Origin of the sequence: Rhodovulum visakhapatnamense, assembly GCF_004365965.1 — a bacterium.
In the GTDB taxonomy this organism is placed as follows: Bacteria; Pseudomonadota; Alphaproteobacteria; order Rhodobacterales; family Rhodobacteraceae; genus Rhodovulum; species Rhodovulum visakhapatnamense.
This window is the reverse complement of the sequence record NZ_SOEB01000021.1, coordinates 35061-51002: the sequence shown is the minus strand read 5'-3', so window position 1 is coordinate 51002 and position 15942 is coordinate 35061. Positions and strand designations below refer to the sequence as shown.

Annotated in this window: 15 protein-coding genes; 10 read left to right on the top strand and 5 right to left on the bottom strand. The window is 67.2% G+C overall.

Going from position 1 to position 15942, the window contains the following annotated elements; all coding sequences use genetic code 11:
- Nucleotides 1–36: 36 nt before the first annotated feature.
- The gene (gene ubiB / locus EV657_RS16305; protein ID WP_113670926.1) at nucleotides 37–1572 is read right to left on the bottom strand and encodes a 2-polyprenylphenol 6-hydroxylase; all 1536 of its coding nucleotides are present in this window, start codon (nucleotides 1570–1572) and stop codon (nucleotides 37–39) included.
- Complete coding sequence (gene ubiE, locus EV657_RS16300; protein ID WP_075784554.1) at nucleotides 1573–2325, bottom strand: bifunctional demethylmenaquinone methyltransferase/2-methoxy-6-polyprenyl-1,4-benzoquinol methylase UbiE; 753 nt, start codon at nucleotides 2323–2325, stop codon at nucleotides 1573–1575.
- A gap of 85 nt (nucleotides 2326–2410) precedes the next feature.
- Between ubiE and mutM the strand changes: the two genes are divergently transcribed.
- The 9 genes from mutM to gyrB all read left to right on the top strand — a co-directional run bounded on the left by mutM (nucleotide 2411) and on the right by gyrB (nucleotide 12480).
- Entirely contained in the window at nucleotides 2411–3262 is an 852-nt protein-coding gene (gene mutM / locus EV657_RS16295) for a bifunctional DNA-formamidopyrimidine glycosylase/DNA-(apurinic or apyrimidinic site) lyase (RefSeq protein WP_134078901.1), read from the top strand.
- Between the two features lie 62 nt (nucleotides 3263–3324).
- Nucleotides 3325–4101 (top strand): enoyl-CoA hydratase, encoded by a 777-nt coding sequence (locus EV657_RS16290; protein ID WP_075784552.1) that lies wholly within the window; start codon nucleotides 3325–3327, stop codon nucleotides 4099–4101.
- Nucleotides 4102–4283: 182 nt separating this feature from the next.
- Entirely contained in the window at nucleotides 4284–4550 is a 267-nt protein-coding gene (gene rpsT, locus EV657_RS16285; protein ID WP_075784551.1) for a 30S ribosomal protein S20, read from the top strand.
- Between the two features lie 589 nt (nucleotides 4551–5139).
- Complete coding sequence (gene dnaA / locus EV657_RS16280) at nucleotides 5140–6495, top strand: chromosomal replication initiator protein DnaA (protein ID WP_075784550.1); 1356 nt, start codon at nucleotides 5140–5142, stop codon at nucleotides 6493–6495.
- A 123-nt stretch (nucleotides 6496–6618) separates the two neighbouring features.
- A complete protein-coding gene (dnaN, locus tag EV657_RS16275) occupies nucleotides 6619–7737 on the top strand; it encodes a DNA polymerase III subunit beta (RefSeq protein WP_134078899.1) in 1119 nt (372 codons plus the stop codon).
- Between the two features lie 80 nt (nucleotides 7738–7817).
- On the top strand, nucleotides 7818–8930 hold the full coding sequence (gene recF / locus EV657_RS16270; protein WP_113670995.1) for a DNA replication/repair protein RecF: 1113 nt from the start codon (nucleotides 7818–7820) through the stop codon (nucleotides 8928–8930).
- The gene (locus tag EV657_RS16265; RefSeq protein ID WP_075784548.1) at nucleotides 8927–9367 is read left to right on the top strand and encodes a VOC family protein; all 441 of its coding nucleotides are present in this window, start codon (nucleotides 8927–8929) and stop codon (nucleotides 9365–9367) included. The genes recF and EV657_RS16265 overlap by 4 nt, the downstream gene beginning before the upstream one ends.
- A complete protein-coding gene (locus EV657_RS16260; protein WP_075784547.1) occupies nucleotides 9364–9984 on the top strand; it encodes a LysE family translocator in 621 nt (206 codons plus the stop codon). The genes EV657_RS16265 and EV657_RS16260 overlap by 4 nt, the downstream gene beginning before the upstream one ends.
- Before the next feature lie 78 nt (nucleotides 9985–10062).
- On the top strand, nucleotides 10063–12480 hold the full coding sequence (gyrB, locus tag EV657_RS16255; RefSeq protein ID WP_075784546.1) for a DNA topoisomerase (ATP-hydrolyzing) subunit B: 2418 nt from the start codon (nucleotides 10063–10065) through the stop codon (nucleotides 12478–12480).
- 24 nt (nucleotides 12481–12504) lie between these two features.
- Here gyrB and EV657_RS16250 read toward each other — a convergent pair whose 3' ends face one another.
- Nucleotides 12505–12912: a hypothetical protein gene (locus EV657_RS16250; RefSeq protein WP_134078897.1), complete on the bottom strand. Its 408-nt coding sequence runs from the start codon at nucleotides 12910–12912 to the stop codon at nucleotides 12505–12507.
- A gap of 228 nt (nucleotides 12913–13140) precedes the next feature.
- Between EV657_RS16250 and EV657_RS16245 the strand changes: the two genes are divergently transcribed.
- Entirely contained in the window at nucleotides 13141–14367 is a 1227-nt protein-coding gene (locus tag EV657_RS16245) for a S41 family peptidase (RefSeq protein ID WP_134078895.1), read from the top strand.
- Between the two features lie 9 nt (nucleotides 14368–14376).
- On the opposite strand, the gene EV657_RS16240 is transcribed toward EV657_RS16245, so the two are convergent.
- Nucleotides 14377–14790: a hypothetical protein gene (locus EV657_RS16240; protein ID WP_113670930.1), complete on the bottom strand. Its 414-nt coding sequence runs from the start codon at nucleotides 14788–14790 to the stop codon at nucleotides 14377–14379.
- Nucleotides 14783–15940 (bottom strand): aldo/keto reductase, encoded by a 1158-nt coding sequence (locus EV657_RS16235; protein ID WP_166673723.1) that lies wholly within the window; start codon nucleotides 15938–15940, stop codon nucleotides 14783–14785. The genes EV657_RS16240 and EV657_RS16235 overlap by 8 nt, the downstream gene beginning before the upstream one ends.
- Between the last annotated feature and the right edge of the window lie 2 nt (nucleotides 15941–15942).

The window sequence follows — 15942 nt, the reverse complement described above, 5'->3', positions numbered from 1 at the left end:
CCGCGAAGGCGGCCCTCACGGGCCGCCTGACGGGTTTCAGGACAGCAGCAGCAGGGCCAATCCGGCGCCGATCCAGGTCAGCGCGGCGCCGGCGCCCATCCATAGCAGTGGCTGCAGCCAGGGACGCGGCGGTCGCGCAGCCTCGGACTGCGACTGGCGGATCAGCGCGGCTTCGGCCAGTTCCGGCAGCCGAGGCCCGAAGCGCGACAACACCCGCACGGTGCGGCTGAGATCGCGGACCACCGCCTTTGGCCCGATGTTCTCCTTGATGTATTCCTCGACGATCGGCCGGGCGACTTCCCAGATGTTGATCGACGGGTTGAGCGAGCGCGCCACGCCCTCGACCACGACCATGGTCCGCTGCAACAGGATCAGCTCGGTCCGGGTCGCCATGCCGAACCGCTCGGTCACCTCGAACAGATAGGCCAGGAGCTTCGCCATCGAGATATGGGTCGCGTCCATGCCGAAGATCGGCTCGCCGACCGACCGCAGGGCTTGGGCGAATTCGTCGATCTCGCGGTCGGCGGGCACGTAGCCCGCCTCGAAATGCACCTCGGCCACCCGGCGGTAATCGCGGCGGATGAACCCGTACAGGATCTCGGCATAGACCCGGCGGGTATATTCGTCGATCCGGCCCATGATGCCGAAATCGAAGCACTGGATGTCGCCGTTCGCACCGACCTTCATGTTGCCCTGGTGCATGTCGGCATGGAAATAGCCGTCGCGCAGCGCATGGCGCAGGAACATCGACAGCACGCGCTCCCCAATCACTCGGCGGTCATGACCCGCAGCGTCCAGAGCGGCGTTGTCGCCGATCGGCACGCCCTCGCACCAGGACATGGTCATGACCCGCTTCGAGGACAGCGGCCAGATCACCCGGGGCACGGTAAAGCCCTTGTCGTTCTCGGTATTGGCGGCGAATTCGGCCGCCTGGGCAGTCTCGATCCGCAGGTCCAGCTCGCCCGTCACCACCCCGTCGAAATGGGCGATCACATCGGTCGGGCGCAGCCGACGCGAGAACGGCGCCAACAGTTCGATGGTCGAGGCGGCGAAATAGAAGGCGTCGATATCCTTGCGGAAGTTACGCTCGACCCCGGGCCGCAGCACCTTGACCGCCACCAGCTCGCCGGTCCGGGCGATCCGCGCCCGGTGCACCTGGGCGATAGACGCGGCAGCGATCGGCTCGGAGAATTCCGAGAACAGCTCGTCGGCAGGCTGGCCCAACTCTTGGGCGATGGTTTCCTTGGCGATCTCTGTCGGGAAGGGCGGCAGCTTGTCCTGCAGGACCCGAAGCTGCACCGCCAGTTCGTCGCCCACCACATCCGGCCGGGTCGAGAGGATCTGGCCGAACTTGATATAGGCCGGGCCCAGCGCGGTGATCGCCCGGGTCGCGGGCGGCAGCGCCGGATCGCCCTTCTCGCCCAGCACCTTGAACGGCCAGCCCATGACCCGCGCCGCGGCGCGGACACTGGCGGGCGCCCCAAGTTGCTCCAGCACAAAGCGGTTCGCACCGGTGCGCTCCATGGTGGCCAGTGTCTGCACCAGCCGCCAGATGTTGTGAGGCCCGCGCACCTAGATCTTCCAGCCCGAATGCAGCGCCGCGATGCCCATCGACAGGTTGCGGTAGCTTACCTGCTCGAACCCGGCGGTCCGGATCATCCCGGCGAAGGTTTCCTGATCGGGGAACTTGCGGATCGATTCCACCAGGTACTGATAGCTGTCGCGGTCATTGACCACGAACTGGCCCAGCGGCGGGATCACGTTGAACGAATACCGGTCATAGGCCCATTGCAGCAGCGGGTTCGGCATCTGGCTGAACTCGAGGATCATCATCCGCCCGCCGGGTTTCAGCACCCGGTAGGCCTCGTTCAGCGCATCCTGAATGCGGGTGATGTTCCGCGTGCCGAAGGAATTGGTGAAGACATCGAAGCTGTTATCGGCGAAGGGCAGCGCCATGCCGTCGCCCACCACCCAGTCGAGACTGGCGGCGAGGTTGTCGGCCTCGGCCCGCTTGCGGCCCTCGACCAGCATCGATTCCGTCATGTCGCAGACTACCGCCGTCGCGCCGGGCGCGCGGCCGAGGAACCGGAAGGCGATGTCGCCGGTGCCGCCCGCCACGTCCAGAAGCCGCTGATGCGGCTGCGGCGCGAGCCAGTCCATCATCGCGTCCTTCCAGACCCGGTGGATGCCGCCCGACATCAGGTCGTTCATCAGGTCGTAACGCGAGGCGACGCGGGTGAAGACCCCGTGCACGAGCCCCGCCTTTTCTTCTTCGGCGACGGTCTGGAACCCGAAATGGGTGGTTTTCTGGGCACTCTCGGTCATGGGGCCTTGCCGTTCATTTGTCCGGCCCTTCTTATAGGGCGCTCTGCGGGGACTACAATCCGTTCTGCCATGAAGTGAAGGTCCGATGCCGGAATTGCCAGAGGTAGAGACAGTGCGTCGCGGCCTGGTCCCCGTGCTGGAAGGTCGCACCATCCTCGCGACGCATCTCAACCGCCCCGACCTGCGCTGGCCCCTGCCCGAGCGCATGGCCGAGCGGCTGACCGGGGCACGGGTGCTGCGGCTCGGGCGGCGCTCGAAATACCTGCTTGCCGAGCTTTCGACCGGCGAGACGCTGATCGTGCATCTGGGCATGTCGGGCCGGATCCTGGTCTCGGGGGTCACGCTGGGCCACTTTGTCCATGACCATCCGGCGCCGCAGAAGCACGATCATGTCGTGTTCGAGATCGAGGGCGGCGCACGGATCACCTTCAACGACCCCCGCCGCTTCGGCGCCATGGATTTGACCGCCACCACCGCGCTGGATTGTCACCGGCTGCTGGCCGGACTTGGCCCCGAACCGCTGGGCAACGGCTTTCATGAGCTTTACCTGATCGGGCGGCTCGGCGGGCGGCAAACGCCGATCAAGGCTGCGCTGCTCGATCAGCGTGTGGTCGCGGGGCTTGGCAATATCTATGTCTGCGAGGCGCTGCACCGGGCCGGGATTTTGCCCTTGCGTCAGGCGGGCCGAATTGCCGCAGCCCGGCTGGCGATCCTTGTTCCGGCGACCCGGACGGTTCTGGCCGAAGCCATCGAGGCGGGTGGCTCGAGCCTTCGGGACTATCGCCAGGCCGATGGCGAACTGGGCTACTTCCAGCACAATTTCCGCGTCTATGGACGCGAGGGCAAGCCCTGCCCCACCCCCGGATGCCCCGGCACCATTCGCCGAGTCGTCCAGTCGGGGCGGTCGACATTCTACTGTCCGCAATGCCAAAGATAGCTTGATCGCAGGCCCGAGACTGTTAAGGACTCGGGCTCGAACCGAACGGAGGCCGACAGTCCATGGCTTACAAGACGCTGATCGTCGAGATCGAGGACCACGTAGCACTGGTCCGCCTGAACCGGCCCGAGGCGCTGAACGCGCTGAACGGCGAGCTGATGGGCGAGCTGGCCGACGCGGTAAGCGAGGCCAATGCCAATGAAAAGGTCCGCTGCATCGTTCTGACGGGGTCCGAAAAGGCCTTCGCCGCCGGTGCCGACGTCCGGGAGATGAGCGAGAAGAGCTTCGTCGACGTCTTCGCGGGCGACCTCTTCACCCCCGAGACGGAACGCCTGCTGGCCTGCCGCAAGCCGATCATCGCGGCCGTGGCGGGCTATGCTCTGGGCGGCGGCTGCGAACTGGCGATGCTGTGCGACTTCATCATTGCCGCCGACACCGCTAAATTCGGACAGCCAGAGATTAACCTCGGCGTTGTTGCCGGGATCGGCGGCACCCAGCGCCTGACCCGCGCCGTCGGCAAGTCTAAGGCGATGGACATGCACCTCACGGGCCGCTTCATGGATGCCGAAGAGGCCGAGCGCGCGGGGCTCGTCAGCCGCGTCGTCCCTGCCAAGAAGCTGATCGAAGAGGCGATGGCCGCGGCGCAGAAGATCGCCGAGAAATCGGCGCTGACCACGATGGCGGTCAAGGAATGCGTCAACCGCAGCTTCGAGACGACGCTCCGCGAGGGGCTGCTGTTCGAGCGGCGGATGTTCCACATGATGTTCGCGACCGAGGACCGGGCCGAGGGCATGCAGGCCTTCGTCGAGAAGCGCGAGCCCCAGTTCCGCGACAAGTGACGCGCGGCGCCGGGCCTGCGCATTTTCCGGTTTCCTTTTCCGGCAAGCCCGACTATAAGCCGCGCCTTACATGCGTGTGAGGCCCGCTTTGGCCGGAATCAGCCGGTGGCATCGAAACCCGGCCGGGGACTCGTTGCGCGAGAGATTTTGACCACGAGACCCGGAAAAGGGAAAAGGACCACATGGCCAATTCGCCCCAAGCCAAGAAGCGCGCCCGCCAGAACGAGCGCCGCTATGCCGTGAACAAGGCGCGTCGCTCGCGCATCCGCACTTTCCTGCGGAAGGTCGAAGAGGCCATCGCCTCGGGCGATCAGGATGCCGCTGCGGCCGCCCTTCGTCAGGCCCAACCCGAGCTGATGCGCGGCGTCACGAAGGGCGTCGTTCACAAGAACACGGCGGCCCGGAAAATGTCGCGACTGGCCTCGCGGGTGAAGGCGCTGAACGCCTGATCCGGGGCTGATTCCGCCATAAAAACAAGGGCTCCGAAGGGCGCGGTCGCAAGGCTGCGCCCTTCGCTATTTGGGCTCCCTCCCCGGCCTCTATGGGCCTGCGGCAACACGCTCTGGATTCGTTCCGCGCATGCTCGCCGTCAAGGCCGAAGTTCTGTTGCACCCCTCACGACCCCCGGTCTACCGTCTCTAGGCGATTCACATCGACTTGGGGGGGCATGACGCGGAAAGACCCGCGCCACGATCTGCTTTTTATCCGGCCAGAGCCGGCATGAGAGACGATCGAGGGGGGGCTTGCCGGACAGGGCGTATATTCAGGGGATGCGCTCTGACCGAACGCTGCTGCGAGCCTGACGGAGCCTGGCTCTGTCCGTAGGGTTTTGTGTCATGTCCAAAGGACCGTGAGAGGCAAAGCGACTTGGGGACACCCGGGTGCCGCGATGGCGGAGCCCGGCAATGGAAGTGTCGCTTTTGCCGAAAGGGTCTTCTCCCGTTTCGATGCGCACCGGGGTTCCGACGGCCGCTCCATGACGGAGCGTCTCTCGGGCTGTCCGGTTTTGCGGGATCGGCTAAGAGCGGGCAAGAGAAGATGACAGACGACACCTGGGGACGCATTCGAGATGATCTGGAGAAATCGATCGGCAAGAACAACTTCGTAACCTGGATCGCTCCCTTGGAATTCCGCGCCCTCGAAGACGGGGTGGCGCGGTTCGGTGTCCCCACCAGCTTTGTCGGCGACTGGGTCAACCGTAACTTCGGCGACAAGATCCTCGAACATCTGACCCGCAGCGGTGTCGATGTGGACCGGCTGGAATTCGCGGTCGCGGCCCAGAAACCGGCAGAGCCCGCCCCAGCGGCGCAACCGCGCCGCGCCGCCGCGGCCGAGCGGCGCGACGAGGACGACATGCCGGGCGCGCCGCTGGACGCGCGCTTCACCTTCGACAGCTTCGTCACCGGCAAGCCGAACGAGTTGGCCCATGCCGCCGCGCGCCGCGTGGCCGAGGGCGGTCCGGTCGCGTTCAACCCGCTGTTCCTTTACGGCGGCGTGGGTCTGGGCAAGACCCACCTGATGCATGCCATCGCCTGGGATCTGCTGCACCGGGCGCCGGAAAAGAAGGTGGTCTATCTGTCGGCCGAACAGTTCATGTACCGCTTCGTGCAGGCGCTGCGCGAACGCGACATGATGGGCTTCAAGTCGCTGTTCCGCTCGGTCGACGTGCTGATGGTCGATGACGTCCAGTTCATCGCCGGCAAGGACAGCACCCAGGAAGAGTTCTTCCACACCTTCAACGCGCTCGTGGACCAGAACAAGCAGATCGTGATTTCGGCCGACCGTGCGCCGGGCGAGATCAAGGATCTGGAAGACCGGATCCGCAGCCGCCTGCAATGCGGGCTGGTGGTCGACCTGCACCCGACCGACTACGAATTGCGCCTCGGCATCCTGCAGCAGAAGGTCGAGCTGTACCGGATGCAATATCCGGGTCTGGTGATCGCGGGCGGCGTGCTGGAATTTCTCGCCCACCGGATCACCACCAATGTCCGTGTGCTGGAAGGCGCGCTGACCCGGCTTTTCGCCTTTGCCTCGCTGGTCGGCAAGGAGATCACGCTGGATCTGGCCCAGGATTGCCTGGCCGACATCCTGCGCGCCTCGGACCGCAAGGTCACCATCGAGGAGATCCAGCGCAAGGTCAGCGAGCATTACAACATGCGGCTCAGCGACATGGTCGGCCCCAAGCGGCACCGCACCATCGCCCGTCCGCGCCAGATCGCGATGTATCTCTCCAAGCAGCTGACCCAGCGCAGCCTGCCTGAAATCGGGCGCCGCTTTGGCGGGCGCGACCACACCACGGTCATGCATGCGGTCAAGCGCATCGAGGAGCTGCGCGGAAAGGACAGCCAGATCGAAGAGGATCTGGAGCTTTTGCGCCGCATGCTGGAGGCCTGATCGGCCCCGGCCCAGGGCGCCCCTTGACGCCCTTGTGAAAGTCTCGGACAGTCCAACAAAACGCTTGAGCGGGGGGGCGAAACCGTTAGGGTTCGCCTCCCGGGCGCAAGAGGAGCGAGGGGCATGAAATTCAGCATCGAACGCGGCACACTTCTCAAGGCGGTGGGCCAGGCGCAGTCGGTGGTCGAGCGGCGCAACACCATTCCGATCCTCGCCAACGTCCTGATCGAAGCCGAGGGGGCAAGCGTCAGCTTCCGCGCCACCGATCTCGATATCGAGGTCGTGGACAAGGCCCCGGCGACGGTCGAACGCGCGGGCGCGACCACCGTGCCTGCGGTCACGCTGCACGAAATCGTCCGCAAGTTGCCCGATGGCGCGCTGGTCGAGCTGTCGGATGACGGCGCCTCGGGGCGGCTGACGGTCAATGCCGGCAAGTCCCATTTCAATCTGGCGACGCTGCCGCGCGAGGATTTCCCGGTGATGGCCTCGTCGGAATACAGCTCGAACTTCACCGCCAAGGCGCCGGTGCTGCGCCGGCTGTTCGACAAGTCGAAATTCGCGATCTCGACCGAAGAGACCCGCTATTACCTGAACGGCATCTACATGCATGTGGCGACCGGCGAGGACGGGCAGGTGCTGCGCTGCGTCGCAACCGACGGCCACAGGCTCGCGCGGATCGACGCTGCCCTGCCCGCGGGCGCCGAAACCATGCCCGGCGTGATCGTCCCGCGCAAGACCGTGGGCGAGTTGCGCAAGCTTCTGGACGATGACGACATCGACATCGCGGTCTCGGTCAGCGAAACCAAGGTGCGCTTTGCCACGCCCGAAATTACCCTGACCTCGAAGGTCATCGACGGCACCTTCCCGGATTACTCGCGGGTGATCCCGATGAACAATGCCCGGCGGCTCGAGGTCGACGCGGCCGAATTCGCCCAGGCGGTCGACCGGGTGGCGACGGTCAGTTCCGAACGCTCGCGCGCGGTCAAGCTGGCGCTGGAAGAAGACCGGCTGACGCTGTCGGTCACCTCGCCCGACAGCGGCGCCGCCGAGGAAGAGCTGGCCGTGGCCTATGGCGACGAGCGGCTCGAGATCGGGTTCAACGCGAAATACCTGCTGGAAATTGCCGGTCAGGTCGATCGCGAGAATGCGGTCTTCCTGTTCAACTCGTCCGGCGATCCGACCCTGATGCGCGAGGGCGACGATGCCTCGGCGGTCTATGTCGTTATGCCGATGCGGGTCTGAGACCCGGTGAGCGAAGCGGAGCCCGGCAGATGCCGGGCGGCCTGCGGCGCGGGTATTTTCGCCAACAAGAAGGGCAAGCCGTGCCCGGGCTCTCGCTGACAGAGCTGACCCTTTCGCAGTTCCGCTCGCATGAGCGGACGCGTCTGGCGCTTGACGGGCGGCCGATCGCCGTCTTTGGCGCGAACGGGGCGGGCAAGACCAATCTTCTGGAAGCAGTATCGCTGATGTCGCCCGGCCGGGGCCTGCGCCGGGCCGGGGCCGAAGATCTGGCACGGGCACCGGGGCAGCTTGGCTGGAAGGTCGGGGCGGTGCTGGCCGGACCGGTGGCGGTTCACGAGATCGAGACCTGGGCCGAGCCGGGCGGCACGCGGCAGGTACGGCTTGACGGCAAGGCGGCCGCGCAGGTGGCCCTGGCGCGGATCGCGCGAATCCTGTGGCTGGTGCCGTCGATGGACCGGCTCTGGATCGAGGGGGCCGAGGGGCGGCGGCGGTTTCTGGACCGGATCGCGCTAAGCTTCGAACCCGGCCATGCCGAGGCGGCGCTGGCTTATGAAAAGGCGATGCGCGAGCGCAACCGCCTGCTGAAGGACGAGGTGCGCGACCCCCACTGGTTCGGCGCGCTCGAGGCGCAGATGGCCGAGGCCGGGGCGGTGCTGGGCGCCAACCGGCGGGCGGCGCTGGCCCGGCTCGACGCCGCGCAGGCCGAGGCCGAAACCGCCTTTCCCGCCGCGGCGCTGGCACTGGCGGGTCCCGAGGGCGCCGACCCCGAAGACCCCGAATCCCTGGCCGGGGCGCTGGCCGCGGGTCGGGGCCGCGACATGGCGGCGGGGCGGACGCTGGCCGGGCCGCACCGCGCCGATCTCGAGGCGGTCTTCACCACCAAGGGGGTCGCGGCGCGGCACTGTTCGACGGGCGAACAGAAGGCGTTGCTGATCGCGCTGATCCTTGCCAATGCGCGGGCGCTGGCGCAGGATTTCGGCGCACCGCCGCTTTTGCTGCTGGACGAGGTGGCGGCGCATCTGGATGCCGGACGGCGGGCCGCGCTGTTCGACGAAATCTGCGCCCTGGGGGCTCAGGCCTGGATGACCGGCACCGGGGCGGAGCTTTTTTCCGACCTGGGGGGCCGGGCGCAGTATCTTGAGGTGGCCGAAACCGGCGGCACCAGCCGGATCGAGAGGAGGGACAGCCCGTGACCCCGCAGCGCGTCACCCTGATCACGCTGGGCGTGGACGATCTTGACCGCGCCCGCGCGTTCTACGAGGCGCTCGGGTGGCGGCCCGCCGAGGCCGAAGCGGGGATCGTGGTCTTTCAGCTCCATGGAATGGCGCTGGGGCTTTTCGGACGGGCGGCGCTGGCTGCCGATCAGGGGCGCCCCGAGGCGGAGCTGGGCACCGGGGCGATGACGCTGGCGCAGAACTTTCCCGACCGCGCCGGGGTCGACTTGGCCTGGGAGGCCGCGCTGTCGGCCGGGGCCCAGCCGCTGAAGTCGCCCCGAGAGGTGTTCTGGGGCGGCTATTCGGGCTATTTCGCCGACCCCGACGGGCATGTCTGGGAGCTGGCGCATAACCCGTTCTGGCCGCTCGACGCCGAGGGACGGCTGACCGTGCCCCCCTCCCCGCCCGCATCATGACAGCCAGCGCCGCCGACCTGACGCTATACGCGGGCGCGGTGCTGATCCTCTTTCTGACGCCGGGGCCGGTCTGGCTGGCGCTGACCGCGCGGGCGCTGTCGGGCGGGTTCGCCGCCGCCTGGCCACTGGCGGCAGGCGTGATGGTGGGCGACGCACTCTGGCCGCCGCTTGCCATCTTCGGGCTGGGCTGGGCGGTGTCGGCCTTCGGAGGACTGCTGGCGATCCTGCGGCTTCTGGCCTCGGCGCTGTTCCTGACCATGGGGCTCATGCTGATCCTGCAGGCCGGGCGCGGAATCGTTGCTGACAGCCGCCTGACCCGGCCAGGCCGGATCGCAGGATTCCTGGCGGGGATGGCCGCGATCCTCGGCAACCCAAAGGCGATCCTGTTCTACATGGGCGTCCTGCCGGGCTTCTTCGATATCGACCGCCTGCAGGGTCCCGACATTGCCGCCATCGTGGCGATCTCGGTGCTGGTGCCGTTTCTGGGCAACCTGACGCTTGCGCTGTTCATCGACCGCGCGCGGCGGCTACTGGACGAGCCCCGGACGCTGCGGCGGGTCAACCGGATCGCGGGCGGCATGCTGATTGCGGTGGGGCTGGTCATTCCTTTCGCCTGATACCAAATATTGTGGCTCTTGCGTGACAATCCCACCACGACCCCGTATAAGATCGGCGACGAACAGAGGATCCAGCACATGGCCGAAAACGCACGGGTTGCCGAAGAATATGGCGCCGATTCCATCAAGGTTCTCAAGGGCCTGGAGGCGGTACGCAAACGGCCCGGGATGTATATCGGCGACACCGACGACGGCTCGGGTCTGCACCACATGGTCTATGAGGTCGTCGACAACGGCATCGACGAGGCTCTGGCCGGCCATGCCGACGCGGTGACCGTGAAGATTCACGCCGATTCCAGCGTCTCGGTCAGCGATAACGGCCGGGGCATTCCGGTCGGCATCCACGAGGAAGAGGGCGTCTCGGCGGCCGAGGTCATCATGACCCAGCTGCATGCCGGGGGCAAATTCGACCAGAACTCCTACAAGGTCTCGGGCGGGCTGCATGGCGTCGGCGTGTCGGTCGTGAACGCGCTTTCGGACTGGCTGGAACTGCGGATCTGGCGCGAAGGCCACGAACATTACGCGCGGTTCGAGCATGGCGATACCGCCGAGCATCTGCGCGTCGTCGGTCCCTCGGACGGGCGCACCGGCACCGAGGTCCGGTTTCTGGCCTCGACCTCGACCTTCTCGAATCTCGACTATTCGTTCAAGACGCTGGAAAACCGGCTGCGCGAACTGGCCTTCCTCAATTCCGGCGTCCGCATCGTGCTGGAAGACGAACGCGGCGCCGAGCCGCTGCGGTCCGAGCTGTTCTACGAAGGCGGCGTGCGCGAATTCGTCCGCTATCTCGACCGCCACAAGACCGCGCTGGTGCCCGATCCGATCTTCATGACCGGCGAACGCGACGGGATCGCGGTCGAGGTCGCGATGTGGTGGAACGACAGTTATCACGAGACCGTCCTGCCCTTCACCAACAACATCCCGCAGCGCGACGGCGGCACCCATATGGCGGGCTTCCGCGGGGCGCTGACCCGCAGCATCAACAACTACGCCATGTCGAGCGGCATCGCCAAGCGCGAGAAGGTCAACTTTACCGGCGACGATGCCCGCGAGGGACTGACCTGCGTCTTGTCGGTCAAGGTGCCAGATCCGAAATTTTCCAGCCAGACCAAGGACAAGCTGGTCAGTTCCGAGGTCCGCCCCGCGGTTGAGAGCCTGGTGAACGAAAAGCTCGCCGAATGGTTCGAGGAACACCCGCAAGAGGCTCGCAACATCGTCGGCAAGATCGTCGAGGCGGCGCTGGCCCGCGAGGCGGCACGCAAGGCGCGCGAACTGACCCGGCGCAAGACGGCGATGGACGTGGCCTCGCTTCCGGGCAAGCTGGCCGATTGCCAGGAACGCGATCCGTCCAAATCCGAAATCTTCCTCGTCGAGGGCGACAGCGCCGGCGGCTCGGCCAAGCAGGGCCGGGCCCGGGCCAATCAGGCGGTGCTGCCGCTTCGGGGCAAGATCCTGAACGTCGAACGCGCCCGTTTCGACCGGATGCTGTCCAGCCAGGAGATCGGTACGCTGATCACCGCGCTCGGCACCGGCATCGGGCGGGACGAGTTCGACATCTCGAAGCTGCGCTACCACAAGATCGTCATCATGACCGATGCCGATGTCGACGGCGCGCATATCCGGACGCTCTTGCTCACCTTCTTCTTCCGGCAGATGCCGAAGGTGATCGAGGGGGGCTTCCTCTACATCGCACAGCCGCCGCTTTACAAGGTCGCCCGCGGCAAGTCCGAGGTCTATCTGAAGGATCAGGCCGCGCTTGAGGATTATCTGGTCGAGATGGGCATCGACGGCGCGGTGCTGCAGCTGGGCGACGGCCAGCACCTGATCGGCAACGATCTGGCCCGGGTCATCGAAGAGGCCCGCCAGGTCCGCCGCATCCTGCAGGCCTTCCCGACCCATTACCCCGCGCATATCCTCGAACAGGCCGCCATCGCCGGGGCCTTCCGGCCCGGCCAGATCGACGCCGACCTGCAGGGCACGGCCGAGGCGGTCGCCCGGCGGCTCGACCTGATCGCGCTGGAATACGAGCGCGGCTGGCAGGGGCGCCCGACCCAGGACAAGGGCATGCGCTTCTCGCGCGTCGTCCGCGGCGTCGAAGAGGTGCGGGTGCTGGACGGTGCGGTGCTGCGCTCGGCCGAAGCCGCGCGGCTCGGGACCTTCACCGCCAAGCTGCAGGAGGTCTACGAACGTCCCGCCAAGCTCGTGCGCAAGGACCGCGACCAGCCGATCCATGCGCCTTCCGAACTGTTGCAGGCGATCCTCAGCGAGGGTGAAAAGGGCCTCTCGCTGCAACGCTACAAGGGTCTGGGCGAGATGAACCCCGAACAGCTTTGGGAAACCACGCTCGACCCCGAGGCGCGGACGCTTCTGCAGGTGCGGGTCGAGGATGTGGCCGAGGCCGACGACATCTTCACCAAGCTGATGGGCGACGTGGTCGAGCCGCGCCGCGACTTCATCCAGCAGAACGCGCTGAGCGTCGCCAATCTCGATTTCTGAGGCCGTTGCGTCGGACCCGGGGCCCTAGCCAGGCGAGCAGGTGAAGGCATCGGGATTGGCGACGGTCGCCACCACGCCCTGACAGGTCAGCGTCCGCCCGCCCGGCAGAGTGCAGGCAGCGGGCCCCTCGTCGGGAACCATCAGCCGCATCCTCCCGTACGGCCCGACGCAGAAGAGGCCCCGGTCTCGGTGACATGCGCGGTTTCGGGCTTCGGCCAGGGCGTCGGCATCGTCTTCGGGCTCGAAGATCAGCGCGATCCGGGTCAGTTCAGCGCGGGCAGCGTCTCTGCCCCGGTAGGCCATCGCCTCGAAAATCGTGCGCGCCGCCAGGGACCGGAAGGCCTCGGTCCGGCGCCTCGCAAGTGTCAAGCGCGGCAGCAGGTGGCGTGAGGGGCGCAAGGGCAGCGGCAAGGAAGAGGCACGGGGCAGCATCGTCGGTCCTCTGCTCGCAGGGTCGGGGCGCGCGGTCTGTCCGCCTCGATACCGCCGGCCAGTCGGATCAAGTGGCGCGCCCCGATCCCGCCCTGTCAACCGCGGGCCCCCTTTCGCACTCGCCGCCCCCCGGCGGCACCGAAAGGAGGGTTACAGCATTTCGGCTGGACCGGATCGGCCGGGCGCCGCATCATCAAGCAAACGCCGTTCGGGCAGGAGGGGCCGAACGTGTCCTATCAGCGATCCGACTGGCTGGCCGATCTGGACTTTCTCGAAGGGGCGGTCGCGCTCTGGTGGGCCGGTCGGGCGCGTCATGCCGAACTTGACGGCACCGATCCGGGAGCCGTGTTTTCGGCGTTGCGCGCGGTCGAGCCTGCGGGCGATCTCTGGGCCGGGGCACGGGCGCTTCGCGGCGGGCTTTGGGCGCTGGGCGATTGTCACCTGAGACTGGCACCCAGCGTGATGGGGGCAGAGACCGGCTGGCAGTCGGGGCTGGCCTTCGCGCCCACGCCCGAAGGCCCGGCGCTTCTCTGGGCCGATCCTGCGATTTCGGCCTATCGGGCGGCCTCGGTCGGCGATCTCCTGACCGCCATCGACGGCGTTCCGGCCGAAAAGGTCCTGGCATCCCTCCGGCTGCGCCCCGGCTCGACGCCCCGGCAGAGGCACCTCTTTGCCCTGCAAAGCCTCTCGCACCGCGACTGCCTGCCGGGCGAGCCCCCCCTGCCCCGATGCCTGACCCTGACCGATGCGCGGGGGCACGATCTGACGCTTGCGCCCGAGTGGCGCACGCAGGACCCCGCCGCCCCGCCGCCGCCTGCGGTGCGCGCCCGGCGGATTGGCGACCGGACCGGGCTGATCACGGTGCGCAGCTTTGCCTGTCGCGACCGGACGGGTCAGATCAGCGATGCCGAGATGGCGCGCCAGCTTGACGCCGCCCTTGCCGGGCTTGAGGGGTGCGACCGGCTGGCAATCGACCTGCGCGGCAATGGGGGCGGGCGCGACGAACAGGCCCGCATGCTGGCAACAAGGCTGACCGGTGCGCCGCTGGTCTGGATGCGCCATGCCCATCCCGCCCCCTATGGCGGAGAGCTCGGGCGGTTCGAGGATCTGATCCTTACGCCCAAAGCCACGCCCCAGCCCTCCGGGCTGCGGCTGCTGATCGACGCGGGCACCGCCTCGACCGCCGAGATCTGTGCCGCGGCCCTTGCCGCCCTGCCCGGCGCGGCCCTGGTCGGCAGCCCAAGCGGCGGCGCCGTGGGCGATCCGGTCGAGTTCCGCCTGCCGCGGTCGCTTCTGGGGGTTTTCGTGCCGGTTGCCCGCTATGCGCGGCCCGGCACCGATACACCGATCGAGGGCGCGGGGCTCGTCCCCGACATCGAGGCCGCGCCCGGGGCCGTCGATCTGCGCGAGGGCCGCGATCCGGTTCTGGACGCGGCGCTCGCCTCGTTCGACTGATCCGCGCCGCTATTTCTGCCGACGATTGGCCAGCGTCAGGATCATCGAGTTCATCTTTTCCATGTCGGAATGGAGCCGCAGCAGATCGACCTGCGGCTTGGGCAGCAGCACCCCAAGCTCGCGGGCGATGTTGATCGGGATGTCATCGGTCAGCGCCGCCGTCCCGCACGTGCCGCAGGTCCCGCAAGTGCCGCAGGTGCCACAGGTTCCGCAACTGGCGAGCACATCCCATTCCTCGATCCGTTGCCCGGGTTTGAGGATCACTTCGATCTCGCTCAGATCCACCTGCGGCGGCTCGGCGCGGATGACCTTGATCATCGCCTCCGCCAGCTCCTGCTGGAGCGCGTTGCGGAGCTTCTTCTTCTGCTCCTCGGGCAACTGCTCGGCAGTCACCTTCTTGAAGCCCTGGACTTCGTCAGCCATGCGTATTTTCCTCCTCTGTCTGTCTGGAACCGGCTGGACGGGTGGCTTGGGTCAACCGCGCATGCGCACGATGCAGCAGGCGGGCGATATCGAAATCCTCGGGGCAGACCTCGGCGCATTTTCCGCAGCGCGCGCAGGCCGAGGCATCGGGCTGCATCCGGGCATATTTGAACCGAGCGATCCCGGTCATGCCGAAAAAGCGGTCCTGATCGAGCAGGCGAAACACCTTGGGAATTTCGATCCCCTCGGGGCAGACGCCCAGACAGGCGGCGCAACGGGTGCATTCGCCGGGAGAGGCCGCCGCCACCCGGGCCTCAAGCCTCTGGCAGGCCCCGGGGTCCGGCCCGACGCCGATCCCTGCGGCCAGGTTCCGGCGCAGCTCGGTCCGGCTGGCCATGCCAAGCACGGCGGTCGCGATACCGGGCTGCATCAGCGCATAGCGGATCGCCCCCGACAGCGTGTCCTGACCGGTGGCGGGATCGGCCAGAAACCCAAGCCGCGGCGCGCCATGTTTCATCTCGCCGCCCGCCAGCACCTTCATCACCACGACGCCGACACCGTTTGCGCGCGCCGCGGGCAACAGCCGGTCGCGATAGTCGGAAATGGGCGCGCCGAACACCGTCTCGCGGCCAAGCACGTTGAAAGGAAACATCACCACATCGAAGGCGCGCTCCTCGATGGCGCGCAGGATGACCTCGGTCGGGGCATGGAACGAGGCGCCGGTCGCACGCACCAACCCCGCCGTCCGGGCCGCGACCGCGACATCGCAGAACCCGCCCAGTTCGGTGCAAAGCTCATACTCGCGCATCGTCTCGACCATGTGCGTCATCCACAGATCGATATGGTCCCGGCCCATGGCCCGAAGCGAGGTCTGCAGATCGCGCAGGCAATGCGGCCCGCCCCGCGCGCCGGTCTTGGTGGCGATGGTCAGCCCGTCGCGCACGCGGGGCGGCAGATGGGCGATCACCGCCTCGCCGTTCACATAGCTGCGCGCGGTGTCGTAATAGGTGATGCCGCAGTCATAGGCCTCTGCCAGCAGCCCGGCCCAGTCGGCCGCGGCCCCGTGGCGGAACGGGCTCGACCCGATCCCCATCGCCGAGACCTCGATCCCGGTCTTGCCCAGCGGGCGTCTGTCGAGAGCCAGCGCCATGG

Excerpts from the sequence above, each read along its gene's own strand:
- EV657_RS16240 (WP_113670930.1), bottom strand. The coding sequence starts at position 14,790 with ATGGCTGACGAAGTCCAGGGCTTCAAGAAGGTGACTGCCGAGCAGTTG.
- dnaA (WP_075784550.1), top strand. The coding sequence starts at position 5,140 with ATGACAGACGACACCTGGGGACGCATTCGAGATGATCTGGAGAAATCG.
- EV657_RS16250 (WP_134078897.1), bottom strand. The coding sequence starts at position 12,912 with ATGCTGCCCCGTGCCTCTTCCTTGCCGCTGCCCTTGCGCCCCTCACGC.
- EV657_RS16260 (WP_075784547.1), top strand. The coding sequence starts at position 9,364 with ATGACAGCCAGCGCCGCCGACCTGACGCTATACGCGGGCGCGGTGCTG.
- dnaN (WP_134078899.1), top strand. The coding sequence starts at position 6,619 with ATGAAATTCAGCATCGAACGCGGCACACTTCTCAAGGCGGTGGGCCAG.
- EV657_RS16235 (WP_166673723.1), bottom strand. The coding sequence starts at position 15,940 with ATGGCGCTGGCTCTCGACAGACGCCCGCTGGGCAAGACCGGGATCGAG.
- EV657_RS16290 (WP_075784552.1), top strand. The coding sequence starts at position 3,325 with ATGGCTTACAAGACGCTGATCGTCGAGATCGAGGACCACGTAGCACTG.
- rpsT (WP_075784551.1), top strand. The coding sequence starts at position 4,284 with ATGGCCAATTCGCCCCAAGCCAAGAAGCGCGCCCGCCAGAACGAGCGC.
- gyrB (WP_075784546.1), top strand. The coding sequence starts at position 10,063 with ATGGCCGAAAACGCACGGGTTGCCGAAGAATATGGCGCCGATTCCATC.
- mutM (WP_134078901.1), top strand. The coding sequence starts at position 2,411 with ATGCCGGAATTGCCAGAGGTAGAGACAGTGCGTCGCGGCCTGGTCCCC.
- ubiE (WP_075784554.1), bottom strand. The coding sequence starts at position 2,325 with ATGACCGAGAGTGCCCAGAAAACCACCCATTTCGGGTTCCAGACCGTC.